The sequence below is a fragment of the Chryseobacterium sp. A321 genome (assembly GCF_054489265.1).
The window spans coordinates 752,895-767,744 of record NZ_JBTMWZ010000001.1 but is presented as its reverse complement, the minus strand read 5'-3'; the positions used below and the strand labels follow the sequence as shown (position 1 = coordinate 767,744).

The following is a 14,850-nucleotide window of genomic DNA, read 5'->3' as shown; positions in this document are numbered from 1 at the left end:
CGTTACTTTTTAGGGGCTGATCCTAGGATACGCTCTAAGAGATGAGTCACCTCATCTACAGAGTCTACCTGTTCCTTTCGGAAGATTAATTGGCTTCCCTCTTTGGTATGCTTTTCCTTCAAAATAGCTTCCTCAGGATTGGCCGAAAGATAGGAAATCAAATGGCTAAATTGAGGTGTGGTATAAAATTTATCTTGCGGATTTCCGGGGAAATATCCTAAAAACACACCGCTTTTAATAATCACCTTTTCAAAACCAATAGACTGGGCAAGCCATTTGAGCTCTACCGATTTTAAAAGGTTCGCTCCCTCTTTTGGAATCGGTCCAAAACGGTCGATTAGCTCATGTTCAAAACGAAGCAGTCCAATGGCATCTCCAACTTCTGCCAGTTTCTGGTACAGAGAAAGCCTTTCCTCCGTGCTTTGAACGTAGTAATCCGGAAGCATTAATTCTAAATCGGTATCAATGTTCACATCGCGTTTGGTTTGAACCAGCTTACTTCGCTGCTCTTCGTTCTCAAACAAATCCTCAAAAGATTCGTCGTTTTGAAGCTCCTCTAGAGCTTCCTGCATGATCTTTTGGTAGGTCTCAAATCCCATTTCGTTGATGAATCCACTTTGTTCGGCTCCCAGCAAATCTCCAGCTCCCCGAATCTCTAAATCTTTCATGGCAATTTGGAATCCACTACCTAAGTCCGAGAATTGCTCGATGGCTTCAAGTCTTTTTCTAGCTTGTGAAGAAATTAAATCGTAAGATGGAGTAATAAGATAGCAAAACGCTTTTCGATTGCTTCGCCCCACTCTCCCTCGCATTTGGTGGATATCCGCCATTCCAAAACGCTGGGCGTCGTTGATGAACATCGTGTTTGCATTGGGAACGTCGACACCACTCTCTACAATAGTAGTCGAGACAAGAACATCGTACTTCCCTTCCATAAAGTCAAGCACGTTTCGCTCTAAGGTTTTTCCATCCATTTGACCGTGCCCCGTAATGACCCTTGCATCCGGCACAAGCCTCTGAATAAGACCTGCAATTTCTTTTAGATTTTCAATTCGATTGTTGATAAAATAGACCTGCCCATCTCGTTGGAGCTCATAAGAAATTGCATCTCGAATAATTTCTTCATCGAATGCGATGGACTCTGTTTGCACGGGCTGACGGTTGGGCGGTGGGGTTTTGATTACGGACAAATCCCGAGCGGCCATGAGCGAAAACTGGAGAGTCCTTGGAATCGGCGTGGCTGTAAGAGTTAACGTATCCACGTTGCTTTTCAAAGTCTTTAATTTGTCTTTTACCCCGACTCCAAACTTATGTTCTTCATCGATAATCAAAAGCCCTAAATCTTTAAAAACAATGTCTTTCCCCACCAGCTGATGCGTTCCGATTACAATGTCAATCTTTCCATTTTTAAGTCCTTCCTTCGTTTCAGCTTTTTGCTTCCCAGTTCGAAACCGGTTCAAATAGGAAACCGTCACTGGAAAATCTTTCAATCGCTCTTGAAAACTACGGTAATGTTGAAAGGCAAGGATCGTGGTGGGCACTAGAATTGCTACTTGCTTCCCGTCAGTTGCTGCTTTGAAAGCCGCTCTAATCGCGACCTCAGTTTTCCCAAACCCTACATCTCCACACACCAGACGATCCATCACGCCCACAGCTTCCATGTCTTTTTTCACATCTTGCGTGGCTTTCTCTTGATCGGGCGTGTCTTCATAAATAAAACTAGCTTCGAGCTCATTTTGAAGATACGTATCGGGGGTAAAAGCGAATCCTCTTGCGCTTTTTCGCTTGGCGTAAAGTTCAATTAAATCGAAGGCTATTTGCTTTACCTTCGCTTTGGTTTTTGCCTTTAAGGATTTCCATGCGGGCGATCCCAGTTTGGAAAGGACGATTGCTTTGCCTTCGGGCCCTGTATATTTTGAAATCTTATGCAGCGAGTGAATGCTTACATAAAGCAAATCTTGATTCTTGTAAGAAAGTTTAAAACACTCTTGAATTCTACCATTGTTATTCACCTTTACAAGTCCCATAAATTTCCCTATTCCATGGTCAATGTGGGTGATATAATCTCCTACTTGCAAGGACATTAGGTCCTTTAGTGTAAGCTGCTCCGATTTTGCAAATTCGTTCTTCGCTTTGTAGCGTTGAAAACGATCAAAAATCTGGTGATCGGTATAAACCGAAATTTTTAGGTTTGGGTCCACAAACCCTTCATGAAGTTCGGATTTAAAACTTTGAAAGCTTAAATCGTGGTTCATTTCTTCAAGGATACTTTCGAGCCTTTCCTTTTGCTTTGGCGAGCTAAAGGAAATCCAGGTATCATAACCTGCCTTTCTCTTCAAATTCAAATCTTCCGCTAGAAATTCAAAATTCTTATGAAAAGTAGGCTGTGGTTGCAAAGGATACTCAATAAGCATGGCGCCAGTCCTCGGCTGAGAAGAAAAATCAATTTGTTTAAACCTTTGCAGGCTATGCTCAAAATCCACTTTTGAAATGAACAACTCTTCAGGGCGTTGGTGTTTTATGTCTTTGCTTAAGTTTACAAAATTAAGTTCTGCTTTTTCGAAAAAGGCTTCTATTTGTGTAGCACCCAGTTCTAAATTTTTACTCACTACAATTGAATCCTTTGGAAAAAGATCCAAGAATCCTGTGCGAGTTGAGCTCACCGAATAGCTCATATTAGAAACCAATTGGAAGGAGCTTACTTTTTCTACAGAAAGCTGCGATTCTAAATCAAAGGTCTTAATGGACTCTACTTCACTTCCAAAAAGACTTAACCTGTAGGGCTGCTCATTGGAATAGGAAAAGATGTCCACGATTCCTCCTCGAACGGAAAACTCTCCGGGTTCCGAGACAAAATCGCATCGTGTAAAGTGATAATTCTCTGCTAATTCCTCTTCAAAATTTGAAGGGAGGGACTCGCCCACTCGGAGGGTCTGAGATATGCGAGAAAAATCTTCCTTTTTAAGCACCTTCTCACTGAGAGCTCTATAGGGCGCTACAATCACCTTGGCTGATTTGTCAGCCAATAGTTCATTGAGTACATCGGTACGTAGAACTAGATTTGCATTTTGGATTTTCTCTACTTGATAGGGCTCCATATGGGAGGGCGGAAAGTAAAGAACATTTTCTTTGCCTAAGATTTCCTCTAGTTCTGCGCTCGCATAAAGACCGTCTTCCTTATCTGCCACCAGATAAAGTAAGGTTTTCTTTTGCGTGAGCGCAAGCTCTGCAACAAAAAGAGAATGGGCGCTTCCCACAAACCCTTTAACACTGGTCGGGGCAGGCTGAGAAAGAGACTCAATAATTTGTTTTCCAAACTCTTTTAAAAGAATCTGAGGGAAAAGAGTATCTCGAAGGCTTTTTAATGGCATAGATAAAAGTACTTAAAGCAGAAAATCGATTTCAGGACTCCTGAAACCGTTATTTGCGCAAAGGTAGTGTTTTTGGAAAAAACAGTTTTGCGCCCATAATTTTTGCTAAATTTGCTCTATGATTCCTTTTATCAAGAAAACGTTTGCAAGACTCTGGGCCAAACGCCATGTGAAAAAATCACAGGCGTTTAAAAACAAGGCGATTGAGGACCAAGAAACCTTACTTTTAGAACTTGTAAAGACTGCAGAAAAGACATTATTTGGTCTCGAGCATGAGTTTAATACGGTTCAAACGATTGAGCAGTACCAAAATAAAACTCCGGTAAGTGATTACGAAGGTTTGAAGCGCTATATTGACAAAACCAAAAGAGGCGAAGCGAATATTCTATGGCCTGGCATCCCCCTGTATTTCGCGAAGACCTCTGGAACGACCTCTGGTTCGAAATACATTCCGATCTCCAAACAAGGAATGCCATTTCAACTTCAGGCTGCGCAAAGCGCGATCCTCCATTACATTGACAAAAAGGACTCTGCCGATTTTGTGAATGGGAAAATGATTTTTTTACAAGGCTCACCTGAGCTTGAAGAACAGAACGGTATTCACGTGGGGAGACTCTCTGGAATTGTCGCTCACCATATTCCCGCCTATTTACAAAAAAACCGTCTTCCTAGTTTAGAAACGAACTTAATTGAAGACTGGGAGCAAAAAGTAGATCAAATTGTTTTAGAAACTGAAAAACAAAACATGACGCTCATTTCTGGGATTCCGCCTTGGCTAGTGATGTACTTTGAGAAACTAACGGCGAGAAGCGGAAAGAAAATCACAGAAATGTTTCCCAATCTTCAACTCTTAATTACGGGTGGGGTGAATTACGAACCGTACCGTGAAAAAATGAACGAGCTTTTAGGAAGGCCTGTGGATACAATTCAGACCTTTCCGGCTAGTGAAGGTTTTTTCGCCTTTCAAGACGATTACCAAAAAGAAGGGCTCCTTCTTTTAACCCATCATGGCATCTTTTATGAATTCATTCCTTTGGAACAGTATGGAAAACCGGGTGCTCCTCGATTGACTCTTAAAGACATTGAACTTCATACCGATTACGCCCTTATTTTAACGACGAATTCAGGCCTTTGGAGTTACTCCATTGGGGACGTGGTTCGCTTCATCTCCAAAGAACCCTACCGAATTCTAGTCAGCGGAAGAACGAAACATTTCACGTCTGCCTTTGGCGAACATGTCATTGCCATTGAAGTGGAAAACGCGATGGAATCTGCACTGAAATCCGTACAAGCCCAAGTCACTGAATTTCATTTGGCCCCGCAAGTAGACCCTAAAGAGGGACTTCCTTACCATGAGTGGTTTATTGAATTCGAGAGAAATCCTGAGGATTTAGACTTGTTTGCCAGCCAACTCGACACGGCTCTTCAAGATCAAAACTCTTATTACAGAGACCTAGTGCAAGGTCGAGTTCTTCGAGCCTTAAAAATTTGCTCTCTAGAAAAAGGAGCTTTTCATCAGTATGCAAAATCAAATGGAAAACTGGGCGGACAAAACAAAATTCCGCGCCTTGCAAACGATCGTAAAATCGGAGACGAGCTTTCTAAGTATGCGATTGAAAACCTCTAACTACTCACGAGTTTAAGACCCACGACAGAGGCAATCAGTGTACTTGCAAAAAACAAGCGCCACATTGTAGCGGGCTCCTGAAAAATGAAAATACCCGCAAGTACTCCACCTACAGCTCCAATCCCTGTCCAAACGGCGTAGGCAGTTCCAATTGGAATTGGATTTGTTCCCCACGAAATCGATTTATACATCATAAACATGGAAATAAAAAGACAGAGTCCAAATCCAATCCACCAATAAAGACTTTCTTTTCCTTGGGTCTCTTGCGCTTTCCCTAAGCAGGTCGCAAATCCCGTTTCAAAAAGTCCAGCAACAATTAAAATAATCCAGTTCATGGGGCAAAAATAAGCAAATCGCTCCTAGGTTGCAATTCACGAAAAAAAAGAGAGAATACTTTTCTAATTTGTAGCTCTGCTTTTAATACATTTGAGCCATGATTTCTAGAGAGCCGATCAAGACCCTTTTAATCCCCCAATTTCGTGATTTAATTGTGGGGCGCTTTTTTTTAGTCTTGGCTTTCCGGATGCTGGCCACCTTACTTGGCTGGTGGGTTTACGATTTAACCAAAGACCCTTTCGCCATCGGACTCATTGGACTCTCCGAGGTCATCCCTGCGGTCAGTTCCGCTTTGTACGCAGGACACGTGATTGACAACACCGAGAAAAAAAGGCTCCTCCTTATATGCAATTATTTATACGTGGTTTTAATTGGAACGCTCGCGCTTGTCGCCTACTTCCAAAGTGATCTCCATCGATTTAGTGGAAAAGAACTTACCTACTTCATCTACGGAACTATATTTCTCACGGGCTTTTGCCGCGCCTTTTTAGGCCCTATCGTTCCGTCCATGATCCCTAAAATTGTAGGGACGATTCGTTTGCCTGCAGCCATTACCGTCAATCAAGCAACCTTTTTAACGGCTTCAGTCACGGGCCATGCACTCGGCGGTTTTTTCATCCATTGGTTTGGGATTCCAGGTACGCTTTTTTGCGTGGTAGGGCTCATGACTCTGGCTTCCCTGTTTTTCTGGCGTTTGCCTCTGCATCCCAGTGAAGCCGTAAACAAAGGCGTGAAAGTCATGGAAAGCATGAAAGAAGGACTCTCCTATATATACCGCACAAAAGAAATCCTAGGAGCCTTACTACTTGATATGTTTGCCGTCCTTTTTGGGGGCGCAGTGGCCATGATTCCCGTCTTTGCAAAAGACCTTTTGCATGTCGGATCCCAAGGTTTTGGCTTCTTAAATGCCGCAGCAGACATAGGCGCTATGGTAGTTATTATTACACTAGCCTTTGTGCCCTTACGTAAGAACCAAGGCAAGCTACTCTTATTTGCCGTGGCAGGATTTGGACTTTGTATCATCGGGTTTGGTCTCTCAAAATGGTATTGGCTTTCGTTCTTCTTCCTCGTACTTAGTGGAATTTTGGACGGAATTTCGGTCGTCATTCGAGGAACCATTGTACAGCTTAAAACGCCTGAACACATACGGGGTCGCGTGCTGAGTGTCAACTCCATTTTTATTATGTCAAGCAATGAACTCGGTCAATTTGAAAGTGGACTTGCAGCCAAACTACTAGGGGTAGCACGATCGGTCGTTTTTGGTGGAACGATGACCCTTATTATCGCTTTGTTTGTAGCGAAGAAAATCCCTAAACTTAGAAAGATGCAGTATTAAAGAGAAAGCTCTTTTTAACGGATCTCTAAAGACAACTTATCCACATCGTTACCTCCTGTTTACAAATATATTAGGAAAATTTAAAAAGGATTGTGAATTACTTTTTTTTATTCCATCTTCAAAAAAACTATCTTTGCTAAATGGCACAAAACGAAACTTTATCGTCCTTAATTCATGGGAACTTTGCACAGGAATTGTCTATTTCTCAAGGCAAAATGCCTCCCAATGCAATTGATTTCGAGAAATTAGTCTTAGGCACGTTCCTCATTGACAAAAAGGGACTCGATTACACCATTGACTTACTGCAACCAGAGGTCTTTTACGACCCAAGACACCAAGTCATTTTTGAGGCCATCTTAAAATTATTTCAAGACAACCATCCGGTCGATCTCATGACGGTGATTCAAGAACTCAAGCGCCAAGAAAAACTTTCATTGGCGGGAGGAGATCATTATATAATTGAATTAACCCTTGGGGTAAGTTCCTCCGCGCACATAGAATACCATGTGCGTATCATCTTAGAAAAATACATTTTACGAAGTCTTATTAACGTTTCTGCAAACGTAATAGACAATTCCTACAAAGAATCCACCGATGTTTTTGAACTGCTTGACAAAGCGGAGCAAAGCTTTTTCGAAATCACAAACGGCACCATTAAAAAAGGGTTTGACACGGCCAATACGCTCGTAAAACAAGCCGTTGAAACCATTAAATCTTTAAAAGACAAGGAAGGTCTTTCGGGAATTCCCTCAGGATTCACGGCGCTTGACAATGCAACAGGAGGGTGGCAAAACTCGGATCTCGTGATTATTGCGGCAAGACCCGCCATGGGTAAGACCGCCTTTTTGCTGTCAATGGCTAGAAACATTGCTGTAGGACACAAAATACCCCTCGCTCTATTTTCCTTAGAAATGGCCTCCGTCCAATTAATCACGAGAATGATTTCTTCGGAGACTGGAATTTCCTCCGAAAAACTACGAAAAGGTCAAATGGCTGACGATGAATGGCAGAGACTTTATTCGAATGTTTCTGAACTTGAAAATGCACCGTTGTTTATTGACGAAACTCCCTCGCTTTCTGTCTTTGACTTCCGTGCGAAATGCCGACGTCTGGTCATGCAGCACGGCGTGAAAATCATCATGGTAGACTACCTTCAGCTGATGACAGCAAATAGTGGAGGGAAAAATGGAGGAAACAGAGAACAGGAAATTGCCACCATTTCGAGATCCCTCAAAGCCATTGCAAAGGAACTAAACGTGCCTGTAATCGCGCTTTCTCAGTTGTCTAGAAGTGTGGAGAGCAGACCCGGGAAACGCCCTCAACTTTCCGACCTTCGGGAATCGGGTGCGATTGAGCAAGATGCGGACATTGTTTCGTTTATCTTTCGACCTGAATACTATAAAATTGCAGTCTGGGATAACGACGAAGAGGGTATGGAATCCACGACAGAAAACCAGGCAGAACTGATCATCGCTAAGCACCGAAATGGAGCGACTGAAGATGTTCGACTTTCGTTTATCAAGAACCTCGGGAAATTTGCCGATTTAGATTTGTACGGCGACGGCTTTGGCCAAGGATATGGAGGGGCGCAATTTACCAACCAAGATTCCACAAGTGGACTCGATCAGATTCGAAAAGGAATCGATCCCGCCAGTGCGTTTGACGCCCCAGACAACGCTAGCTACTCAGGACTTTCAGGTTCCTCAATGAACGATTTCGACGACTCAAGCGACGAAGACTTACCTTTTTAACTCATAATTTTGGGGTTTACCATTAGTATATTTACCGACGGCGCCTGCAGCAAGAATCCTGGAAAAGGAGGCTATGGAATTGTGATGCGCATTGAAGGCAAAGGCCATGAGAAATTCTATTCGAAAGGGTTTCGCAAAACCACCAACAACCGCATGGAACTTCTTGCCGTGATTGCAGCCTTAGAGGAATTAAAGACAGACGGCCATACCATTCATTTGTATACCGATAGCAAGTACGTTTCGGACGCGATTAACAAAAACTGGCTTAGCAATTGGCAGAAAAGAGCCTTCAAAAACGTCAAAAATCCAGACCTCTGGAAACGATTCATTCCTCTTTACGAAAAGCATAAGCCCACTTTTCATTGGGTGAAAGGCCATGCAGGTCATCGTGAAAACGAAATCTGTGACCAACTCGCGGTAAAAGCTTATAAAGAAGGGATTCTTGAGATTGACAAGGGATTTGAAGCGCAGCAGGCCGATTCTCTATTTTAAGCCTCAATTAAAAGGAATGTTTTTTTACCTCTGAGAGCTAGCGTAAATTCCTTAATTTTGTGATATGAATTACATTACCCCATTAGAGAAACGATATTCTGTCAAGAAATTTAGCGACCAAAAAGTACCAAAGGACGCGCTAGAACGTATCCTTAAGGCAGGACAGCTTTCTGCCTCTTCTTTAGGTCTTCAACCCTATAAAATTTATATTTTAGAATCGAGCGAAAGTCTTGAAAAGGTGGCTGACGCTTTTTACAATAAATCTCAGATCTCTACTTGTTCCCATTTAATTCTCATCACGGCCAAAACGAACATAGAAGACTCCTACATTGAGGGGTATTTTCGGCATATTTCCGAAGTGAGAGAAATACCGATGGAAAGTCTCGAGGGATTTAAAACCAGCATTCAAGGTCATCGCGAAAAAGTGGGCACTGAGAACCTAATTCATTGGTCGGAAAAACAAGGCTATATCGTTTTAGGTCATCTCATTATGGCAGCGGCATTAGAAGAAATCGACTCCAGCCCCATGGAAGGATTTAATTCCGATATTCTTGCTGAGGCTTTAGGAATTGATACGACCCTCGAGCGGCCGGCCGTCACCCTCGCACTTGGATACCGAGCACAGGATGATGTTTTCAGTACACTTAAGAAAGTAAGAAAACCAAATGAAAAACTACTTACCTATTTATAACAAACCTTTTTTTATCTTTGGTTGTAAAGCTGAATTCTAAAACACAAAAGATGATTGACACAGATGTGCTTGTAATAGGTTCTGGAATTTCCGGTCTTTCCTATGCTATCAAAATTGCTGAAAAAAGACCCGACACAAAAATCACCATTGTCACCAAGGCGGACGAAGACGAAAGCAACACAAAATACGCGCAGGGAGGGCTTGCAGTGGTCACCGACTTTGATCAAGACAACTTTGAAAAACATATCGAAGATACCATGCGTGCCGGAGACGGCGAAAACAAGCGTGAAGTTGTGGAAATGGTCATTAAAGAGGGGCCTGCACGTTTTCAAGAACTTGTGGATTGGGGAACTCATTTTGACAAAGCGAAAAACGGAGACTACAAGCTTGGACGGGAAGGTGGGCATACAGAGAACCGGATTGTGCATCACAAAGACATCACAGGCTTTGAAATTGAACGTGCACTCTTAGAAACCGCTAATCACTCCCCCAACATTACCATCCTTGATTACCACTATGTGGTCGATCTCATCACTCAACACCAAATCCCAGGACGGACCCTTGATTTAGAGAATATTACTTGCTATGGCGCCTATGTTCTAGATCAGAAAACGAAACGGGTTACAAAAATTGCGGCAAAAATCACACTCGTCGCTACAGGCGGCGCAGGACACGTTTATAAAAATACCACCAACCCCATTATAGCCACTGGAGACGGCATTGCCTTTGTACATCGGGCAAAAGGAAAGGTTTCCAACATGCAGTACTATCAGTTTCACCCGACGGCACTCTATTCACAGCGTGAAGGAATGCTCTTTCTGATATCCGAAGCGCTCAGAGGGGATGGCGCAAAATTAAGAACGAAAAATGGACAGCCATTCATGCATCTTTACGACCCTAGAGAAGAACTCGCTTCTCGGGATATAGTCGCGCGCGCAATCGATAACGAACTTCTTAAAAGTGGAGACAATTACGTAGGTTTAGACTGCCGTGATATGGACCAAAAGAAATTCATGGAGCATTTTCCAAATATCTACCAAAAATGCATGAGTGAAGGAATAGACCCTTTCAAACAACTAATTCCGGTGGTACCAGCCTGCCATTATCTTATGGGAGGAATTGAAGTGGACCGCGATGGGCAAAGTTCCATTCGGAACCTGTTTGCTTGTGGAGAATGCACAAACTCTGGACTGCACGGCGCAAATCGCCTCGCCTCCAACTCTCTCTTAGAAGGTCTTGTCTTTGGACACAATGCAGCGATGCGAAGTGTAGAGCTCTTAAATGAAGATTCTTTTAATTATGAGGATCTTTCCTTAGTCCCTACTTGGGATGATGATGGTATGAAGACCATCGATGAAATGATCATTATTAGTTACCTTCGTAAACAATTGCAGGAGCTAATGAGTGACCTCGTCGCGATTGTAAGAAGTCATTCTCGATTAGAACTTGCAAAACGAAAACAAAACGAAATTTACTTAGCCGTCACCGAGCTCTATAACTACTCGATTCTATCTCCGCAACTTTCAGAATTAAGAAACCTAGTAAACATTTCTTATCTTATTATAAAGCAGTCCCTAGAAATGACAGAGAATAAGGGATCCTTTTACAACAAAGACCTCGCTGACAAACCCTTAACTTTAGCCTAAAGCTAATTCAAGAACTATACGCATGACAAGACCCCCATACGCCACAGACAAAGTACTTAATCAATTCATTAAATCCGCACTCGAAGAAGACCTAGGAAACGGAGATCACTCTACGCTTTCCACGATTCCGAAAGACCTTATTCAAAAAGCCCAATGCATTATTAAAGAGGATTGCATCCTGGCTGGCGTTGAACTGGCTGAAAAGATTTTTACCACGTTTGATAAAACCATGGAAATCGAAGTGCTAATCAAAGACGGCACCTTTGTGAAAAAAGGAGCCATTGCTTTTATCGTCTCAGGAAAAGCCCAATCTATTTTACAAACGGAAAGATTGGTTCTTAACTGTATGCAGCGCATGAGTGGAATTGCTACCCTGACGCACGACTGGGATTCCCGCCTTTTGGGAACAAAAACCAAATTATTAGATACCCGAAAAACCACCCCGAATTTCCGGGTGTGTGAAAAATGGGCAGTCGCTATTGGCGGGGGCACCAATCACCGATACGGTCTGTACGATATGATTATGCTGAAAGACAATCATATTGATTTCAACGGAAGCATTACAGACGCTGTAAAACGATGCAAAGAATACCTCAAGACCAACAAAAAACGATTGAAGATCGAGGTAGAAACGAGGAACCTTGCGGAAGTGAAAGAAGCGATCGACGCAAAAGTAGACCGGATTATGCTTGACAATATGGACAATAATACGATGAGTAAAGCCGTAGAATTAATTGCAGGACGCTGCGAGAGCGAAGCCTCAGGTGGAATCACTCGCGATCGATTACAAAGCGTAGCTGCTTGCGGCGTGGATTTCATTTCCGCTGGAGCCATCACGCATTCGGCAAGCAATATAGACATCAGTCTAAAAGCCGTACCAAACGATATATAATTGTTTGATTTGGAAAATAATGCGTTTTTTTTGTTAAATTATCAAAAGATAAAAATATAAATCATTTTTGAATATCGCCACAAGCCCCTAGTAATCAACAATTCTAAAGAGGGAAAGTCGGAGATTTCAAATATTAACAATTCGTTAATGTGTAATCTGAATTTTAATAGTATTTTTGCCACGTGAAAATTAATTTTACCTAATTAAACCATTATGAATTTTAATCCATTCAAAAGATCAATGCTTGCGACGGTAGTCACTTTATCTACTGCAAGTTTTTATTTTGCTCAAAATTCCGACACTCTGCAAAGAGAAAGAGACATTGAGCAGGTTGTACTTTCTGGAGTCGCTGACATCGCGAAAGACAGAAAAACACCAGTTGCCGTTTCTACTATTAGAGAAACTGTAATTGTGGAAAGACTGGGGAACCAAGAATTTCCTGAAATCCTTAACACAACTCCTTCCGTATACGCCACAAAAGGTGGAGGTGGATTTGGAGACTCTCGAATCAACGTAAGAGGATTTGACCAAAGAAACACAGCGGTAATGATCAATGGAGTTCCTGTGAACGACATGGAAAACGGAGCTGTTTACTGGTCTAACTGGGCAGGTCTTTCTGACGTGACTTCTGCAATGCAAGTGCAAAGAGGACTAGGTTCTTCTAAATTAGCGATTGCTTCCGTTGGAGGAACGATTAACGTTCTTACTAGAGCAGCAGATAAAAAGAAGCAAGGGAATATTATGGTGGGTGTTGGAAACGACGGATACCACAAAACCTTATTCTCTTACAACACAGGTAAATACGAATCTGGATGGTCTTCATCTATCTTAATGAGTAGAACGGCAGGTTCAATGTATGCAGACGGAACTGAATTCGAAGGGTACAACTACTACTTCGCTTTAGGATTCAATCCAAGCGCTAAGCATGACTTCCAATTCACAATGACAGGTGCGCCACAATGGCACAATCAAAGAGCTTTCCAATCTAAAATTTCAGACCATATTAAATACGGTGGATCAGAAGACGAGCCAAACAGAAAATACAACCAAAACTGGGGGTATTTGAACGGGGAAGAATATTCCATGACTCGTAACTACTACCACAAACCGGTAATGTCCTTAAACTGGGATTGGAAATTCAATGAGCAAACCAAATTAAACTCGGTTGTTTACGCTTCTTTCGGTAGAGGTGGAGGATCTGGAGATTTAGGAGGTATTGATAACAAATCATACACTGCACTTCCAAGAACTGCAGACGGACTTATCCGTTTTGACGACATTGTAAAATGGAATCAGGGTGGAGTAGTTGCTGATTTTGGAGCGGTAGACGCAAACCCATTTGAAGCAGACGGAAACAGAAGAAACGGGCTAATCAGAAGAGCTTCTATTAACTCACATAACTGGTTCGGAATCATCTCTAGCTTAAACCACAAATTTACAGAAAACATTAATGCTACGATTGGTGTTGACGCAAGAAGATACGACGGAATGCACTACAGAATTGTTTCTGACCTTCTTGGAAACAACGGGTACACAGACAATTCGAATGTAAACAACAAACCAAACCGTGTGACAAACACTTTTGGTCCTTCAGCAAGCTGGAATCCATTTGGTGGAAAAACCAACGATATTAAAGACCAAATTGCTTATAGCAATGACGGTATTGTAAACTGGATTGGTGGATTTGGACAAGTTGAATACACAAACGATGCTCTATCTGCATTTGTTCAAGGATCTATATCCAACCAAGGATTCCAGAGAATTGATTACATGCTATTCGAACCAGCAGAACAAGAAAGCAAAAAAGTAGACCTAGTGGGATTCAACGTGAAAGGGGGTGCTAATTATAACATCAACGAAAATCACAATGTATTCTTCAACGCAGGTTACTACGAAAGACAGCCTTTCTTTGGAGCTGTATTCTTGAATAACAGAAACGACGTAAACCCAGGTTTAACTAACGAGAAAATTACCTCATTTGAAATTGGATACGGATTCAGATCTGCATTCTTCGATGCAAACTTAAACGTGTACTCAACTTCATGGGATGATATCTACAGAAGACTAACTTCAAGAGTTAACAACGTCTCTTATGTAGCTAATATGTTAGGTATTGAAGAAGTTCACAAAGGAATCGAATTTGATTTCACTGCGAAACCAACAAGCTTCATGAACGTATTCGGGATGCTATCCATCGGAGACTGGACTTACAAAGGAAACCCAACGGCTTCTTTCATTGACGACAGTACAAACGAAGTGGTTTCTACACAAACTCTTTACTTAGATGGTCTTAAGGTAGGGGATGCAGCTCAATTAACTGCAGCACTAGGAGCAGACTTCAAAGTAACAGATTGGTTCAACGTAGATGCTCAATATAGATTCGCAGACAACTTATACTCTGCATTCGAGCCTCAAAACAGAACGAGCGATGACGGTGCTACTGCCGTTAAGCTACCTTCTTATGGTCTTGCAGACTTCGGAGCTACATTCAAATGGAACTTTGCAAACGCACAAGGTCTTAAATTCAGAGTGAACGTGAACAACGTATTTGATACGACTTACATCGCTGAATCTAGAACCAACATCGCAGCAGATTCTAATGCAGCAAACAACTGGAATGGTATTAACAAGAACAACGAAGTTTACTTCGGGTTCGGTAGAACTTGGAACGCATCCGTTGCGTACACGTTCTAATAATTAGATCATAT

The 14,850-nt window shown here is 42.1% G+C and carries 10 protein-coding genes; 8 read left to right on the top strand and 2 right to left on the bottom strand.

What is annotated here, in order from left to right; translation table 11 throughout:
- Positions 1-2 precede the first annotated feature (2 nt).
- The gene (mfd, locus tag ACX3PZ_RS03640; RefSeq protein ID WP_459083196.1) at positions 3-3,371 is read right to left on the bottom strand and encodes a transcription-repair coupling factor; all 3,369 of its coding nucleotides are present in this window, start codon (positions 3,369-3,371) and stop codon (positions 3-5) included.
- Positions 3,372-3,489: 118 nt separating this feature from the next.
- Here mfd and ACX3PZ_RS03635 point away from each other — a divergent pair, with 118 nt between their 5' ends.
- Entirely contained in the window at positions 3,490-4,998 is a 1,509-nt protein-coding gene (locus tag ACX3PZ_RS03635; RefSeq protein WP_459111972.1) for a GH3 family acyl-acid amido synthetase, read from the top strand.
- Here the strand turns inward: ACX3PZ_RS03635 and ACX3PZ_RS03630 are convergent.
- Positions 4,995-5,333 (bottom strand): DMT family transporter, encoded by a 339-nt coding sequence (locus ACX3PZ_RS03630; protein WP_459083194.1) that lies wholly within the window; start codon positions 5,331-5,333, stop codon positions 4,995-4,997. The genes ACX3PZ_RS03635 and ACX3PZ_RS03630 overlap by 4 nt on opposite strands.
- Before the next feature lie 98 nt (positions 5,334-5,431).
- On the opposite strand from ACX3PZ_RS03630, the gene ACX3PZ_RS03625 reads away from it, so the two are divergent.
- The 7 genes from ACX3PZ_RS03625 (at position 5,432) to ACX3PZ_RS03595 (ending at position 14,836) form a co-directional block, all read left to right on the top strand.
- Positions 5,432-6,670, top strand: a complete 1,239-nt coding sequence (locus tag ACX3PZ_RS03625) for an MFS transporter (protein ID WP_459111971.1) — start codon at positions 5,432-5,434, stop codon at positions 6,668-6,670.
- Between the two features lie 140 nt (positions 6,671-6,810).
- Complete coding sequence (dnaB, locus tag ACX3PZ_RS03620) at positions 6,811-8,421, top strand: replicative DNA helicase (protein ID WP_459111970.1); 1,611 nt, start codon at positions 6,811-6,813, stop codon at positions 8,419-8,421.
- A gap of 9 nt (positions 8,422-8,430) precedes the next feature.
- Positions 8,431-8,913: a ribonuclease HI gene (rnhA, locus tag ACX3PZ_RS03615; protein ID WP_459083191.1), complete on the top strand. Its 483-nt coding sequence runs from the start codon at positions 8,431-8,433 to the stop codon at positions 8,911-8,913.
- A gap of 64 nt (positions 8,914-8,977) precedes the next feature.
- Positions 8,978-9,604 (top strand): NAD(P)H-dependent oxidoreductase, encoded by a 627-nt coding sequence (locus tag ACX3PZ_RS03610; protein ID WP_459083190.1) that lies wholly within the window; start codon positions 8,978-8,980, stop codon positions 9,602-9,604.
- Positions 9,605-9,654: 50 nt separating this feature from the next.
- On the top strand, positions 9,655-11,250 hold the full coding sequence (nadB, locus tag ACX3PZ_RS03605) for an L-aspartate oxidase (protein WP_459083189.1): 1,596 nt from the start codon (positions 9,655-9,657) through the stop codon (positions 11,248-11,250).
- A 22-nt stretch (positions 11,251-11,272) separates the two neighbouring features.
- Positions 11,273-12,142: a carboxylating nicotinate-nucleotide diphosphorylase gene (gene nadC / locus ACX3PZ_RS03600; protein WP_459083188.1), complete on the top strand. Its 870-nt coding sequence runs from the start codon at positions 11,273-11,275 to the stop codon at positions 12,140-12,142.
- A 213-nt stretch (positions 12,143-12,355) separates the two neighbouring features.
- Complete coding sequence (locus tag ACX3PZ_RS03595) at positions 12,356-14,836, top strand: TonB-dependent receptor (protein WP_459083187.1); 2,481 nt, start codon at positions 12,356-12,358, stop codon at positions 14,834-14,836.
- Positions 14,837-14,850 lie beyond the last annotated feature (14 nt).

Coding starts and splice junctions, on each gene's coding strand:
- nadB (WP_459083189.1), top strand. CDS start 9,655: ATGATTGACACAGATGTGCTTGTAATAGGTTCTGGAATTTCCGGTCTT.
- nadC (WP_459083188.1), top strand. CDS start 11,273: ATGACAAGACCCCCATACGCCACAGACAAAGTACTTAATCAATTCATT.
- ACX3PZ_RS03610 (WP_459083190.1), top strand. CDS start 8,978: ATGAATTACATTACCCCATTAGAGAAACGATATTCTGTCAAGAAATTT.
- mfd (WP_459083196.1), bottom strand. CDS start 3,371: ATGCCATTAAAAAGCCTTCGAGATACTCTTTTCCCTCAGATTCTTTTA.
- ACX3PZ_RS03595 (WP_459083187.1), top strand. CDS start 12,356: ATGAATTTTAATCCATTCAAAAGATCAATGCTTGCGACGGTAGTCACT.
- dnaB (WP_459111970.1), top strand. CDS start 6,811: ATGGCACAAAACGAAACTTTATCGTCCTTAATTCATGGGAACTTTGCA.
- ACX3PZ_RS03630 (WP_459083194.1), bottom strand. CDS start 5,333: ATGAACTGGATTATTTTAATTGTTGCTGGACTTTTTGAAACGGGATTT.
- ACX3PZ_RS03635 (WP_459111972.1), top strand. CDS start 3,490: ATGATTCCTTTTATCAAGAAAACGTTTGCAAGACTCTGGGCCAAACGC.
- ACX3PZ_RS03625 (WP_459111971.1), top strand. CDS start 5,432: ATGATTTCTAGAGAGCCGATCAAGACCCTTTTAATCCCCCAATTTCGT.